The organism is Corallococcus sp. CA053C, assembly GCF_003611675.1.
GTDB lineage: Bacteria > Myxococcota > Myxococcia > Myxococcales > Myxococcaceae > Corallococcus.
Window position 1 is genome coordinate 1 of the sequence record NZ_RAWA01000266.1, and the last position, 13578, is coordinate 13578.

At 70.2% G+C, this 13578-nt stretch carries 11 protein-coding genes; 5 read left to right on the forward strand and 6 right to left on the reverse strand.

Annotated features, from left to right (window positions below):
- From D7V97_RS28640 to D7V97_RS28655, 4 genes are all read right to left on the reverse strand, one after another.
- Nucleotides 1-1359, reverse strand: a 1359-nt coding sequence (locus D7V97_RS28640) for a serine/threonine-protein kinase (protein ID WP_233583281.1), incomplete at its 3' end; no start/stop codon positions are given.
- 19 nt (nt 1360-1378) lie between these two features.
- Nucleotides 1379-2476, reverse strand: coding sequence for a 6-phosphofructokinase (locus D7V97_RS28645; protein WP_120613819.1), 1098 nt, complete (start codon nt 2474-2476; stop codon nt 1379-1381).
- 162 nt (nt 2477-2638) lie between these two features.
- Nucleotides 2639-3118 (reverse strand): hypothetical protein, encoded by a 480-nt coding sequence (locus tag D7V97_RS28650; protein WP_120613820.1) that lies wholly within the window; start codon nt 3116-3118, stop codon nt 2639-2641.
- 142 nt (nt 3119-3260) lie between these two features.
- The gene (locus tag D7V97_RS28655) at nt 3261-3800 is read right to left on the reverse strand and encodes an NADPH-dependent FMN reductase (RefSeq protein ID WP_120613821.1); all 540 of its coding nucleotides are present in this window, start codon (nt 3798-3800) and stop codon (nt 3261-3263) included.
- A 115-nt stretch (nt 3801-3915) separates the two neighbouring features.
- Between D7V97_RS28655 and D7V97_RS28660 the strand changes: the two genes are divergently transcribed.
- Genes D7V97_RS28660 through D7V97_RS28670 form a run of 3 tightly spaced genes read left to right on the forward strand, consistent with a single transcriptional unit; the run spans nt 3916 to nt 6946 of the window.
- Entirely contained in the window at nt 3916-4584 is a 669-nt protein-coding gene (locus tag D7V97_RS28660) for a hypothetical protein (RefSeq protein ID WP_120613822.1), read from the forward strand.
- Nucleotides 4585-4637: 53 nt separating this feature from the next.
- Complete coding sequence (locus D7V97_RS28665; RefSeq protein WP_120613823.1) at nt 4638-5996, forward strand: serine protease; 1359 nt, start codon at nt 4638-4640, stop codon at nt 5994-5996.
- Nucleotides 5984-6946: an FHA domain-containing protein gene (locus tag D7V97_RS28670; RefSeq protein ID WP_120613824.1), complete on the forward strand. Its 963-nt coding sequence runs from the start codon at nt 5984-5986 to the stop codon at nt 6944-6946. The genes D7V97_RS28665 and D7V97_RS28670 overlap by 13 nt, the downstream gene beginning before the upstream one ends.
- A gap of 29 nt (nt 6947-6975) precedes the next feature.
- Here the strand turns inward: D7V97_RS28670 and D7V97_RS28675 are convergent, their stop codons facing one another.
- Nucleotides 6976-7956 carry an aldo/keto reductase gene (locus D7V97_RS28675; RefSeq protein WP_120613825.1) on the reverse strand — a complete coding sequence of 327 codons (981 nt, stop codon included), beginning with the start codon at nt 7954-7956 and terminating at the stop codon, nt 6976-6978.
- Nucleotides 7957-8010: 54 nt separating this feature from the next.
- Here D7V97_RS28675 and D7V97_RS28680 point away from each other — a divergent pair, with 54 nt between their 5' ends.
- On the forward strand, nt 8011-9207 hold the full coding sequence (locus D7V97_RS28680; protein WP_120613826.1) for a cytochrome P450: 1197 nt from the start codon (nt 8011-8013) through the stop codon (nt 9205-9207).
- Between the two features lie 125 nt (nt 9208-9332).
- Here D7V97_RS28680 and lon read toward each other — a convergent pair whose 3' ends face one another.
- Complete coding sequence (gene lon / locus D7V97_RS28685) at nt 9333-11786, reverse strand: endopeptidase La (RefSeq protein WP_120613827.1); 2454 nt, start codon at nt 11784-11786, stop codon at nt 9333-9335.
- Nucleotides 11787-12052: 266 nt separating this feature from the next.
- Between lon and D7V97_RS28690 the strand changes: the two genes are divergently transcribed.
- Entirely contained in the window at nt 12053-13270 is a 1218-nt protein-coding gene (locus D7V97_RS28690; protein ID WP_199728974.1) for a VWA domain-containing protein, read from the forward strand.
- Nucleotides 13271-13578 lie beyond the last annotated feature (308 nt).

Below are 13578 nucleotides of genomic sequence, written 5' to 3' on the forward strand. Positions count from 1 at the left end.
GTTCGGGGCGCTGGTCGTGACCGGCGGAGGCTGGGGATTCGTGCCGGTGCCGGTGGAGCCACCCGTGCCCTGCGGACCCGTCACCGTGCCTTGCGGATCCGTGCCCGTGATCCGTGCGTCCGTGCCTTGTGAGCCCGTGCCCTTCACCTGCGTCGTGGACGTGCCGGTCGTGCCCGCCTTCACGGGGGCCACGTCCGGGTCCGCCGGATGCGAGCGGTTCCACTGCCAGCCGCCCAGGCCCAGCGCGAGCGCCACGCCCACCCCCAGGCCCATGCGCACGCCGCGCCGCCGCCAGGTGCGCCGCCGCTGCTGGCGCTGGAGCCCCTTGAGCAGCCCGAGCGCCCGCTCGTTCGTCGCATCCAGCGCGAGCACGTGGTTGAGGCACGCCAGCGCCCGCGGCGTCCGCTTCTCCTGAAGCTGCCGCTCCCCGCGCTCCAGGAGCGCCGCGACGATGCGCTGGCGCGCGAGCCGCTGGTACGACGGCGGATCCGCGAAGAAGGAGATCAGCTCTTCACCGACGCGAGAGAACCCCAGCCCCGCGAGCGCGTCCGCCAGCGCGTCGCGCAGCTTGCCCGCGTTGGGGTAGCGCCGCTGCGGATCCCGCTGGAGGCACGTCGCGCAGATCTCCGCCAGCTCGTCCGACAGCGTGGGCACGCGGCGGCGCGGATCCTCGTACGTCCCGTCCAGGATGCGCTTGAGCGTCGCGGTGGTGTTGGACGCGGTGAACGGCAGCCGGCCCGTCATCAGCGCGTAGAACATGATGCCCAGGCTGAAGATGTCCGCTTCCGGCCCGGCCTCCAGGCCCTCGATGATCTCCGGCGCCATGTGCGCGGGCGAACCCACCAGCGCGCCCGTCACCGTCATCCGGTCCTCGATGTCGAGCAGCCGCGCGATGCCGAAGTCCATGAGCTTGAGGACCCCGTCCTCGCGCACCATGACGTTCTCCGGCTTGAGGTCGCGGTGGATGACGCCCGCCTCGTGCGCGTGCGCCAGTGCCGCCGCCAGCTCGTGGATGATCATCGCCGCCAGCTCGGGCGGCTCCATCGGGCCTTCATCCAGGTACGTCTTGAGGGTGCGGCCCCGGATGTATTCCGTGACGATGAAGGCGTCGTGCGCCTCCGCCGAGGAGAAGTCGAACACCTCCAGGATGTTGGGGTGGTGCAGCTTCGCGACGGCGCGCGCCTCGCGGGCGAGCCGACGGCGGGACTCGTCCTTGCCGGCCAGGTGCGGGTGCAGCACCTTCACCGCGACCTCGCGGTCCAGGGCGGTGTCGAGCCCCTTGTACACGACGCTCATGCCCCCGGAGCCCAGCTCCTCCAGGATGCGATAGCGACCGATATGGCGGCCGACGAGCGACATGGCGTGGTGCGCTTCTCCCTCAGTCCCCGAAACCGATGCCCATGCTCCGGGCGAACCGCACCAGGTCTCCCTGGGGATCCACCCGTCGCTCCTTGCGCGACTCGCTCAGCGGAACGCTGACAATCTCGTTGTTCCGGAGCGCCACCATGTGTCCCCACTGGTCATCACGGATGAGGTCCAGAACCTTGCAGCCATAACGCGTGGCCAGCACGCGGTCCGCGGCGCTCGGGCTGCCTCCGCGCTGCAGGTGGCCGAGCACCGTGACACGAATCTCCGCATCGATGTGGCTGGCGAGCAAATCCGCGCACACCTTGCCTGAACCGCCGAGCCGCACCACGCCCCGGCCCGGAATCTCCGACGCCTGCGCCAGTACGGACAGCGTGCCGCCCGCCGGGTACGCGCCCTCGGAGATGGCGATGATGGAGAAGCTGCGGCGGCGCGTGGCCCGGCGGCGCAGCGTCTCCAGCACCGCCTCCACCTTGTACGGAATCTCCGGGATGAGGATGAGGTCCGCGCCGCCCGCGATGCCGCTCTCCAGCGTGAGGAAGCCCGCGTTGCGGCCCATGATCTCCAGCACCATCACGCGATCATGGGACTCCGCGGTGGTGTGCAGCCGATCCAGCGCTTCGGTGACGATGAGCCGCGCGGTGTCGAAGCCGAACGTCTGGTCCGTGCCGCACAGGTCGTTGTCGATCGTCTTGGGACACCCGACGACCTTCAGCCCCTTCGCGGCCAGCCGGTCCGCGATGGACAGCGTGCCGTCCCCGCCAATGGCGACCAGGCCGTCCAGCCGCAGCTCCTCGCAGCGGCGCAGCGCCTGATCCGACAAGTCCCGCTCCACCCAGGCGGCGCCCTCACGCACCGGGTAGGCGAACGGGTTCGCCTTGTTGGACGTGCCCAGGATGGTGCCGCCCTTGGGCAGGATGCCGCGCGTGTCCTCCACGCCAAGCGGGCGGACGAGCTCCGGCTCCATCAACCCCATGTAGCCGTTCTCGATGCCCACGAACGAGTGACCGAACTCGTGCGCGCCCCGTCGGACGAGGCCCCGGATGAGGGCGTTGAGCCCCGGGCAGTCGCCACCGCCGGTGAGGACTCCGAGTCGGAGAGGTCTTGTCATAGGAACGCGGGAACGGGAAAAGTCGGACGTGGGTGTCAGTGAAGGCTCGCGACACTATGACAGCAACGTCGGTGCGGATTGTAGGTGCCACCTCCAGGGTGCGCAACGCACGAATCACGCGTCGCGTCGGATCTCCGCTCGCAAGGACGAGGGGGACACCCCTCAGTCGCGCTTGAGGCGGCGCCGGGAGGCCAGGCGGTCCAGGAGGGCCTGGAGGGCGTCTTCCTTCTCGGGCGGCAGGGCCTTGTCGGTGGGAGACTGCACCGGCATCTCCTTGGCCATCCGGTACAGCTCTTCCAGCCGCTCCTGCACCAGCTCGTTGCCGGGGCGCTCCTGGAGCGCGCGGCGGTACGCGGCGGCGGCGCCCACGTAGTCACCCAGGGTGAAGAGGCGCTCGCCCTCCTGCATGGCGGACTGCGGGCCCAGGGGCAGGCGCTGGGGCTCCTTCACGCGGTTGCGCAGGTGCTGAAGCTCCTGGGGCAGGAGGCTGTCCCGCAGGTGGGCGAGCTTGAGGGCCAGGGCCTCCTCGGAGGGGAAGGCGCGCAGCAGGTGCTCGAACAGCTCGAACGCTTCGGCCAGCTCACCCCGGCGCAGGGCGCGGTCGGCACGTGCTTCCATGTCGGCCCGGACGGCAGGAGTCATCTCGGACGCGAGCGTAGCCGGTGGCCGCCCGGGATGTCACACGGGAAGCAGGAGCGCTCGCCGGGTCGCAAGGCTTCCACCGCTCCGGGCCGGCGAGCGGGGAGGCAGCCTGGCGGGCGCACGCGTGACGGACGTGTTGAGTTCAAGTCTCGGGCCGGGCCGCCTGGACGAGCGCCTGGAGCGTCTTGACGATGACAGGCGCCACGTCCGGATCCGCGGCGAGCGAGTCCTCATCCACCTTCCGGCCCGTGAGGGGGACCGTGAGCAGGCCCTCGATGACGTCCGTGGAGCTGATGGTCCGCAGCACCTCCATCAGCGACGCGTGCGCGTGGTGGGCGCGCGGCGAGACGTTGATGAGCGCGGTGGGCTTGCCGGAGAACTCGCCGCTGCCCACCAGCCAGTCCAGCGCGTTCTTCATCACGCCGGAGACGCCGTGGGCGTACTCGGGGCTGGAGATGAGCACCGCGTCGCTGGCCTGGAGCGCCGCGCGCAGGGCCAGCACGCTGGGAGGCGCGATGCCGCGGTCGAGGTCGTCGAGGTCCGGGTTGAAGGGCGGGATGTCGCCGAGCGCTTCGTAGAGCGACAGCTCCACCCCGGGCGGGACCAGCTTGAGGGCGGCCCGCAGCAGCACGGTGTTGGAGGAACCCTTCCGCAGGCTGCCCGAAATGGCGAGGATCTTCATGGGGTGATCACGTCTCTCCAGCAGGGGCGCGCTCCGGGGCGGCGGACCATGCCACGGGCCATGGCCGAAAGGGCACCGCGACGCGCCAGCGATGGGCGCGCTATCTTCGACAGGCATGCTTCTGCCCGTGCTCACCGGTGTCTGGCTGTCGCTGTCCGGTGCGCTCGGCACGGAGCTGCGCCGGGATGGCTACAGCTTCCGCCCTCCCGACTCGTTCCGGATGACGCGCTGGGAGCGCTACGCCGGCTCGCACGCGGGCGCGGTGTCGGAGGACGGCGCCCGCACGCGCGGACTTTCAGCGGCGCTGGCGGACGGGGAGGGGCCGGACGCGGCCACGTTCCTCATCGCCGTGGTGGACGGAGGGTTCTCCGCCAGTCCCTCCGAACGCGACGCGTTCTCCACCGCCGTGGTGCAGCACTTCCAGCGTGAGTTGGGCGTGGCCCTGACGCCGGAGCGGGTGGACCGCGTGGGCGGGCCCGTGCCCCGGGTGGAGCTGCTGGGCACGCTGCGTGAGGCAGGACAGGTGCGCACGGTGCTGGTGACGGGGCTCGCGTCCGAGGGGCGCCACGCGGTGGTGACCGTGAGCGTGCCGGCGGATCGCTGGGAGGCCATGGCGCCCCGGGTCCGCGCCTCGCTGGAGACCTTCCGCATGGACGCGCCGGTGACGGGGGTCATCTCCAAGCGGCTCGCGGGGGCGCTCGCGGGCACCCTGGCCGGGGCGCTGCTCGTGTCCTACGCCGCCTGGCGACGGCGCCGGCAGGGCGAGGGAACAGCCTTGTCGTAGGGGCCCGCAAGGCATCCCCTGGAGGGCCCGTGGTGGGATACGGTGCCGCGCCCATGTTCTCCCTCCTCCTTGTCGCCGTGCTCGCGCAGGGGCCCGCCGCGGTTCCTGCTCCGGGGCCGTTGGGGCCGCCAGGGCCGCCGACCGTGCCGGTGCCAGTGCCGGATGCCGGCGTCGCGGACGCGATGGTGCCGCCGTTGCCGGTGGCCTCGCTGCCTCCCGCCACCCATGAGCTGTTCCGCCGCATCCAGGGCCGCGTCGCGCAGGTGCGCATCATCGAGCGCCGCTCCGGCACCAAGTCCTCCATCGGCTCCGCGTTCTTCGTGAGCGCCAAGGGCCACGCCCTCACGAACTACCACGTGGTCTCCGACCTGGTGCTCCACCCGGAGGACTACACGGCGGAACTGGACCGGGGCGACTCCACGGTGCCGGTGCGCCTGCTCGCGGTGGACGTGGCGAGCGACGTGGCGGTCATCCAGGTGGAGGCGCCCGTCGCGGACTTCTTCAAGCTGGAGGCCGACGAGCCGCCGCAGGGCACGCGCCTGTTCGCCATGGGCAACCCGCGCGACCTGGGCACCACCATCGTGGAGGGCACCTACAACGGCCTCGTGCGCGACGCCCTCTACGAGCGCGTGCACTTCACCGGCGCCATCAACCCCGGCATGAGCGGCGGGCCCACGCTCAGCGGCGAGGGCGGCGTGGTGGGCGTCAACGTGGCCACCATGGGCAACCAGGTGGGCTTCCTCGTGCCGGTGGCCAAGGCGCGGCAGCTCCTGGACGGCGCGCTGAAGCTCGAAGCCCCGCCGGACTCCGCCGCGCTGATGGTGTCCGTGCGCGAGCAGCTGCTGGCCAACCAGCAGCGCATCACCGACCGGCTGATGGCCACGGACCTGCCGAAGCAGGCGCTGGGCGAGTACCGCGTCCCGGGCCGCTGGAGCCCGTTCCTCAAGTGCTGGGGCGACACGCCGCACGACCCGGAGACGCCGTACACCGTGACGAGCTACCAGTGCTCCTCCGAGGAGGACATCTTCCTGTCCTCCAGCCACCGCACGGGCGTGGTGGCCTACCTGCACCAGCACGTCACGAGCCAGAAGCTGGGCGCGATGCGCTTCTCCGCGCTCTACAGCACGCTCTTCTCCCAGGATCCGGATCCGGTGTCCGCCACGCGCGAGGACGTCACCAACTTCCGCTGCAATTCGGAGTTCGTGGACGTGGGCGGGCTCACGGTGCGCGCCGCCATCTGCCTGCGCTCCTACCGCCGCTTCCCGGGCCTCTACGACCTGGTGCTGCGCGCGGCCACGCTGAACGCCTCCACGCACGGCGTGGACACCAGCCTCACGCTGGGCGGCTTCTCCGCGGAGAACGCGCGCAAGCTGGCGCGCCGCTACCTGGAGGGCCTGTCGTGGACGAAGTGATCTTCCTGGAGGTGTTGGAGGGCGACGCCGTCCAGGCCCGCCACCGGCTGGAGAAGCTGCCCGTGACGGTGGGGCGCGGCTACGGCAACGACGTCATCCTGGACGACCCGAAGGTGTCCGCCGAGCACCTGCGCCTGGAGCGGCGCGAGGACGGCGCGGTGGTGCTGCACGACGTGGGCAGCGTCAACGGCACGTTCAACGTGCAGCCCTGGGCGCGCCTCCAGGAGCTGGTGCTGACGCCGGATGCGCGCGTGGCCGTGGGCGACACGGTGCTGCGCTTCCGGCCGCGCGGCTTCGAGGTGGAGGACACCGTCGTCAACGAAGCCGTCCCGCGCGAGCGCCTCTTCGAGCGCCCCCGGGCCTTCGCGCTGACGCTGCAGGCGCTGGTCGCCGTGGCCTTCATCTCCGAACGGGTGACCCAGTTCCAGAAGACGGACTGGGGCGACCTGCTGCTCGCGGGCGTGGTGCCGCTGGGGCTGGCGCTCCTGTGGGCCGGGGGCTGGTCGCTGGCGAGCCGCATCGCGCGCCGGAGCTACTACTTCCGAGCGCACGCCACCATCGGCGGGATGGTGCTGCTGGGCTTCGCGCTGTCGCCGCCGCTGTTCGCGCTCCTGAGCTTCAGCTTCGCGCTGGGCTCGGGGCTGGCCGTCGTCCGGACGCTGCTCATCCTGGGCCTGGTGGGGTGGGGGCTCTACTGGCACCTGCGCTACGTGACGCGGTGGAGCAGCAAGCGCGTGGTGCGCGGGCTCGTCATCGCGTCGGTGGGCGTGCTGGTGCTGACGAACGTGTCGGTGATGCTGGGCAACGAGGACTTCAGCGAGGCGCTGGAGTTCCCCCGCTCGCTCCTGCCGCCGGTGCTGCGCGTCGCCCCGGCGCACTCGATGGATTCGTTCTTCGAGGAGCTGACCCCGCTGGCGGAGGACGTGGACGCGCTGGCGAAGGAGGACTGAAGGCAGCGCGTCCGTGGCCTGGGGGCCCTCTACATCCCGCGCACCGCGTGGGGCTTGTAGGGCGCCTCCAGCGCCTTGAGTTCCTCGGGCTGGAGCTTGAGGGTCACGGCCTTCACCGCGTCCTCCAGGTGCTCGAGCTTCGTCGCGCCGATGATGGGCGCGGTGACGACGGGCTTGGACAGCAGCCACGCCAGGGCCACCTGCGCGGGCGGGGCCTTGCGCGCTTCCGCCACCTGCTTGAGCGCCTCCACCACGTCCCAGTCCCCGGGTTGGTTGTAGAGCCCCGGCGACAGCGTGTCGGTCTCCGCGCGCGTCGTGGACTCGCGGTCGTCCAGCGACTTGCGCGTGCCGGTGAGCAGCCCCCGGGCCAGCGGGGACCAGGGGATGACGCCCACCCCCTCGGCCTCGCACAGGGGCAGCATCTCCCGCTCCTCCTCGCGGTAGACGAGGTTGTAGTGGTCCTGCATGGACACGAAGCGCGCCCAGCCGTTGCGCTCGGACACGCCCAGCGCGCGCGCGAACTGCCACGCGTACGAGGAGCTGGCGCCCAGGTAGCGCACCTTGCCCTGACGCACGAGCTGATCCAACGCGGCCAGCGTCTCCTCGATGGGCGTGTTCGGATCCATCCGGTGGATTTGATACAGGTCGATGGTCTCCACCCCCAGCCGCTTGAGGCTCGCCTCGCACGCCTGGGTGATGTTCTTGCGCGACAGGCCGCGCTCGTTCTGCCCGCTGCCAGTGGGGAAGTAGACCTTCGTCGCCAGCACCACCTCGTCCATCTTCGCGTAGCGGCGCAGGGCCCGGCCCGTCACCTCCTCGCTCACCCCGTCCGAGTACATATTCGCGGTGTCGAAGAAGGTGACGCCCAGCTCCACCGCGCGGCGGAAGAAGGGCTGCGAGGCCTCCTCGTCCAGCACCCAGGGGCGCCACTTCGGGGTGCCGTAGCTCATGCAGCCCAGGCAGATGCGGGACACCCGCAGGCCGGTGTGTCCCAGGTTGGCGTACTTCATGGGGTGCGCTCCTCTTGCGTGCCAGTTCGCGGCGCTGCTTGCGTATGACCCATCATGAGCGTGCGCTTCAACCTCTTGTCGCCCGAAGTGAAGGCCAATCCCTATCCCACCTACGCCCGCATGCGCCGCGAGGCTCCCGTGTGTCAGGTGGATCCGGGTGGCATGTGGGCGGTGTCTCGCCATGACCACGTGCTGCGCGTCTTGAAGGACCCCCAGCGCTTCTCGTCCCAGGGCTTCCGCGTGGCCACCAACCCGCCCTGGCTGGGCGGCAACCCCTTCTCGGAGTCCATGCTCACGATGGACCCGCCGCAGCACGGCCGCCTGCGCGTGCTGGTGCAGAAGGCCTTCGGCGCGGCGGCCATGGCCCGGCTGGAGCCGCGCGTGAGGGACCTCTGCCGGCAGGCGGTGGCGGACCTGCCCCGGGGCCGCCCGGTGGACATGATGTCGCCCTACGCGCTGCGCATTCCGGCCGCCGTGATCAGCGACCTGCTGGGCCTGGACCCCACGCGCTCCACGCGCCTGAAGCAGTGGGCGGACCTCATCACTGGCGGCGTCACCACCGTCCGCCCGGAGGAGGAGGACCGCAAGCAGCGCGCCCGCGACGCCGTGGCGGAGCTGCGCGCCTACTTCGGCGAGGTGCTGGACGCGCGCGCCCAGCAGCCGGGCACGGACCTGATCAGCGAGCTGCAACAGGCCCGCGTGGACGGCGAGGCCCTGTCGCGCGACGAGCTCATCGCCTTCATGGCCCTGCTGCTGGTGGGTGGCATCGAGACGGTGGTGCACCTGCTGGGCGCGTCGCTCGTCGTGCTGCGCGAGCACCCGGAGGTCTGGGCCCAGCTGCGCGTGGATCGCTCGCGCATCCCCGCCTTCATCGACGAGGTGCTGCGCTACGAGCCGCCCGCCCAGGCCGCGCCGCGCCTCACCACCGAGGAGGTGGAGCTGGGTGGCGTGCGGCTGCCCAAGGGCGCCCCGGTGCTGGTGCTCCTGGGCTCTGCCGCGCACGACGAGGCCCACTTCCCGGACGGCGATCGCTTCAACCTGTCCCGCCCCGGCCCGCAGAACCTGCCCTTCGGCCATGGCATCCACTTCTGCCTGGGCGCCCAGCTGGCGCGCATGGTGGGGAGGCTGGCCCTGGAGGCCCTGCTGGACGCCTTCCGCCACGTGGAGGCCGGCCCGGAGCCCATGACGTGGCACCGCACGCTGGTGGTGCGCGGGCCCGCCACGCTGCCCCTCGTCCTGAACCCGGCCTGAGCCAGGACAGGGCAGGACAGGGCAGGGCAGGGCAGGGGGCTTCCGGAAAAGACGACGGGCAGGTCCCCTGGAACCAGGGAACCTGCCCGCGTCACTTCAAGCCTTCGAACCGCCGTCCCGCGAAGCTACGCGCGGACTTCCGGAGGCGTGTCCGTGGTGGTGGGCACCGCGGCGGGCTCCTTGAACGGCGACGTCTCCAGCGCGGCCTTGAGGACCTCATCCATGTGCGTGGCGAAGATGAACTCCAGCTCGTTCTTCGCCTGATCCGGCACGTCGATCAGGTCCTTGCGGCAACGCTCCGGCAGGATGACGCGCTTGATGCCCGCGCGGTGCGCCGCCAGGACCTTCTCCTTGATGCCACCCACCGGCAGGACCAGGCCGCGCAGCGTGGCCTCGCCCGTCATCGCCGTGTCGTGCCGCACCCGGATGCCCGTCAGCAGGCTGGTGAGCGCGGTGAGAATGGTGACGCCGGCGGAGGGGCCATCCTTGGGGATGGAGCCCGCCGGGAAGTGCAGGTGCAGGTCCGTCTTCTCGAGGAAGTTCGGGTTGATGCCGAGCGACTCCGCCTTGCTGCGCAGGTAGCTCAGCGCCGCCGTGGCGCTCTCCTTCATCACGTCACCCAGCTGGCCGGTGAGCGTCATGCCGCCCTTGCCCGCCATCTTGGTGGCTTCGATGAAGAGCAGGTCGCCACCCGCCGCGGTCCACGCGAGGCCCGTCGCCACACCGGGAACCTCCGTGCGCTCCGCGACCTCCGAGTAGAACATCTCGGGCCCGAGGATCTCCTTCACGCGCTCCGTCCCGATGGTCTGCTTGTCCAGCTTCCCACCGGCGACCTCCACCGCCACCGCGCGGCAGATGTCCGCGATGCGGCGCTCGAGGTTACGCACGCCGGCCTCACGCGTGTACGAGGTCGTCAGGATGAGGAGGGCCTCGTCCAGGATCTCGATGTGGTCCGGCGACAGGCCGTGCTCGCGCAGCTGCTTGGGCACGAGGTGGATGCGGGCGATGGCCTGCTTCTCCTCGAACGTGTAGCCCGTCAGCTCGATGATCTCCATGCGGTCGCGCAACGGCCCGGGGATGGGATCCAGCTGGTTCGCCGTGGCGACGAACATGACCTTCGACAGGTCGAACGCCACGTCCAGGTAGTGGTCGCTGAACGTGCTGTTCTGCTCCGGGTCCAGCACCTCCAGCAGCGCCGCGCTCGGGTCGCCGCGGAAGTCCGCGCCCAGCTTGTCGATCTCGTCCAGCATCATGACCGGGTTCTTCGTCCCGGCCTTCTTCATGCTCTGGATGAAGCGGCCCGGCAGCGCGCCCACGTAGGTGCGCCGGTGGCCGCGGATCTCCGCCTCGTCACGCACGCCGCCCAAGCTCAGGCGCACGAACTTGCGGCCCGTGGCCTTCGCCACGCTCTGGCCCAGCGACGTCTTGCCGACGCCCGGGGGACCGACGAGGCACAGGATGGGCCCGCGCATGTCGTTCTTCAGCTTGCGGACGGCCAGGTACTCCAGGATGCGCTTCTTCACCTTCTTGATGCCGAAGTGATCCTTGTCCAGCTGCTGGCGCGCGTTCTCGATGTCGAGGTTGTCCTCGCTGATCTTCGACCACGGCAGGTCCGCGATCCAATCCAGGTAGGTGCGCGCGACGGTGTACTCGCTGGAGGCCGCCGGGATCGTCTTCAGGCGGTTGAGCTCCTTCTGGGCGACCTTCTCCACTTCCGGGGGAAGGGCGGCCTTCTTCAGGCGCTCCTGCAGCTCGTCGAGCTCCTCCTCCTCCTCGCCCATCTCGCCGAGCTCTTCCTTGATCGCCTTCAACTGCTGGCGCAGGTAGTACTCGCGCTGGGTCTTCGACATCTCGCCCTTCACGGCGGAGTCGATCTTGTTGGAGAGCTTGAGGATCTCGCGCTTGCGGTTGAGCAGCTCCAGCACCAGCTTCATGCGCGCCTTGAGGTCGACCGTCTCCAGCACGGCCTGCTTCTCCTCGATGGGCACGTCCACGTTCGCGGCGATGAGGTCCGCCAGGTGGCCCGGGTGCGTGATGCTCTCCACCAGCTCCGTGGCGGCGGCGGGCAGCTCGGGCATCAGCTCGATGACCTCGCGCGCCAGCTTCTTCAGGTTGATGCCCAGGGCCTCCACTTCGACGTTCTCGGAGGAGGTCTTGTCCTCCACGGCGTCGACGCGGGCCTTGAGGTAGGGGGCTTCCTGCACCAGCTCCATCACGCGGAAGCGGGCCAGGCCCTGCACCACGAGGGAGTAGTTGTCCTCGCCCATCTTCAACAGCTTCACGATGCGGGCGACGGTGCCCATCGTGTACAGGTCGGACGCGCCCGGATCCTCTTCTTCAGCGCGGCGCTGCGTGACGACACCGATGACCTGGTCGTCGCGAACGGCGTCCTTGATCAGCGCGATCGTCTTCTGGCGGCCGACGGCCAGGGGGAGCACGCCCCCGGGAAAGAAGACACTGTTGCGCAGGGGCAGGATGGGCAGCACCTGCGGGATGTCTTCCTTGTTGATGAGCCCCGGAGGGGCCATCGCGGTGGGCATGGCGCTGGCCGCGGTGCCCTTCTTCTTCTCGTCAGACATGGAGTTCGGCCTCTTCCTTGCTTGAACCCGGTCAGCAAGCGGCCGGGCCGGTGAACCATCCGGTTGATTTCTGCGACGGATGAACCAACGTAACAACCAAACCGGACATGGCAAACGCGATGTGCGTTATTTCCGTGCCTCGTCGGCTGTACGACGCTCATCCTCTAACGGCCCAGAAGTCTCGCGTCTTACGGGGGGGTGGGGCATGCTCGCCCCCTCTCTGCTTGATGCGATGCGCGAGTGCGCTCGCCGTACTGGAGGTCGACGTGAAGGCCCACACCTGTGCCCACCTGCTGACGCTGTCCGCGCTCCTGGCGATGGGGTGTCACTCGCCCGTCGACGAAGCGGGCTCCACGGTGCCGGACACCTGTGAAGCGACCCCTCCGGTGGTGGCTCCGCAGAAGACGGATCTGCTCTTCGTCATCGACAACTCGAACTCCATGCAGGAGGAGCAGCAGGCCATCGCGACGGAGCTGCCTGCCTTCCTGGCCGCGCTGAAGGCGGGGAGCGGGGTGGCGCAGGAGTTCCGCGTGGGGGTCATCACGACCTCCGTGTATCAGCGCCTCGCGTTGGAGAACGGCTCGGACAGCATCCGCTCGTTCCCGGATCAGGAAGGGCGCCTGCAGCCCGTGAAGGACGAAGCCGGGAAGCCCACCGACGAGCGCTTCATCGACAGCTCGGATCCGCTGCTCCTGGACAAGTTCCAGCGCCTGGTGGCCCAGGGCACGTCCGGCAGCGGCCAGGAGACGCCCTTCGAGGCCGTGCGGCTGGCGGTCAGCACTCCGCTGGCGGAGCGGCCCATCGCCGAGGGAGGCAACGGGGGCTTCCTGCGGGACGGCGCGCGCCTGCTGGTGGTGGTGGTGTCGGACGAGGAGGACTGCAGCTCCATCGAGCGGCCGTCGCCGGTGGCGCTGAGCCTGGACTCGGGCGTGGATGCGTGCAGCGACAACGCGGACAAGCTGACGCCGGTGGCGGACTACTTCAAGACCTTCCAGGGGCTGCATGACAGCAGCGGGGCGTCGCGCGAGGTGCTGTGGGCGACCATCGGGCCGGTGGGGCTGACGGACAAGCAGGTGGGGGCCGTGAAGGAGACGGTGGGCGGCGCGACCTACGTGCGCAACATCGACTGCCCGACCTCCTATGGCCCCGGCTTCCGGCAGAGCGCCATGGCGACGGAGTTCGACGCGACGCGGGCGAACCTGGATTCCATCTGCAAGAGCGACTACCGGGAGACGCTGATCGACATCGCGGAGCTGGCCACGGTGGCGCAGAGCATCGACGTGGTGAACCTGCCGGATCCGCGGCTGGCCATCGTGAACGTGACGCGGGCGAATGGTTCGGTGCAGACGTGCTCGGTGGCGAACGGCGACCTGCGCTACGAGCCGTCCGGCGAGGACCGCTCCGCGCGCCTGTTCTTCCTGGGCCCGTGCCTGCGGCGCGTGGGCGACACGAAGGTGGAGGTGAAGGTGCTGTGCGCCGGCTAGCAGGCGGCTGATCCGCGCTGCGCGGCGGTGTGCACGGTGGAAGGGCCTCGCGGCGACGCGGGGCCCTTTTTCGTTGAGGGCAGGGTGACCTGGCATGTCCGGTGCCATGTGAAGACGCACGCGCGGATCCGTGCTTGCTCCCCGAGTGGAGGGCCCGACCTGACAGGTTGATCCGTGCATCCTACCTCACGCTCGGGTGTCAGACGGCTCCCCATACTGGGCGGACATCCGCACCGATGGCGGGTGGGCATGCGAGGAGGCGACATGAGCGCGGCGGTGGAGCGGTCGGCGGTGGGGGTGGTGGAGGA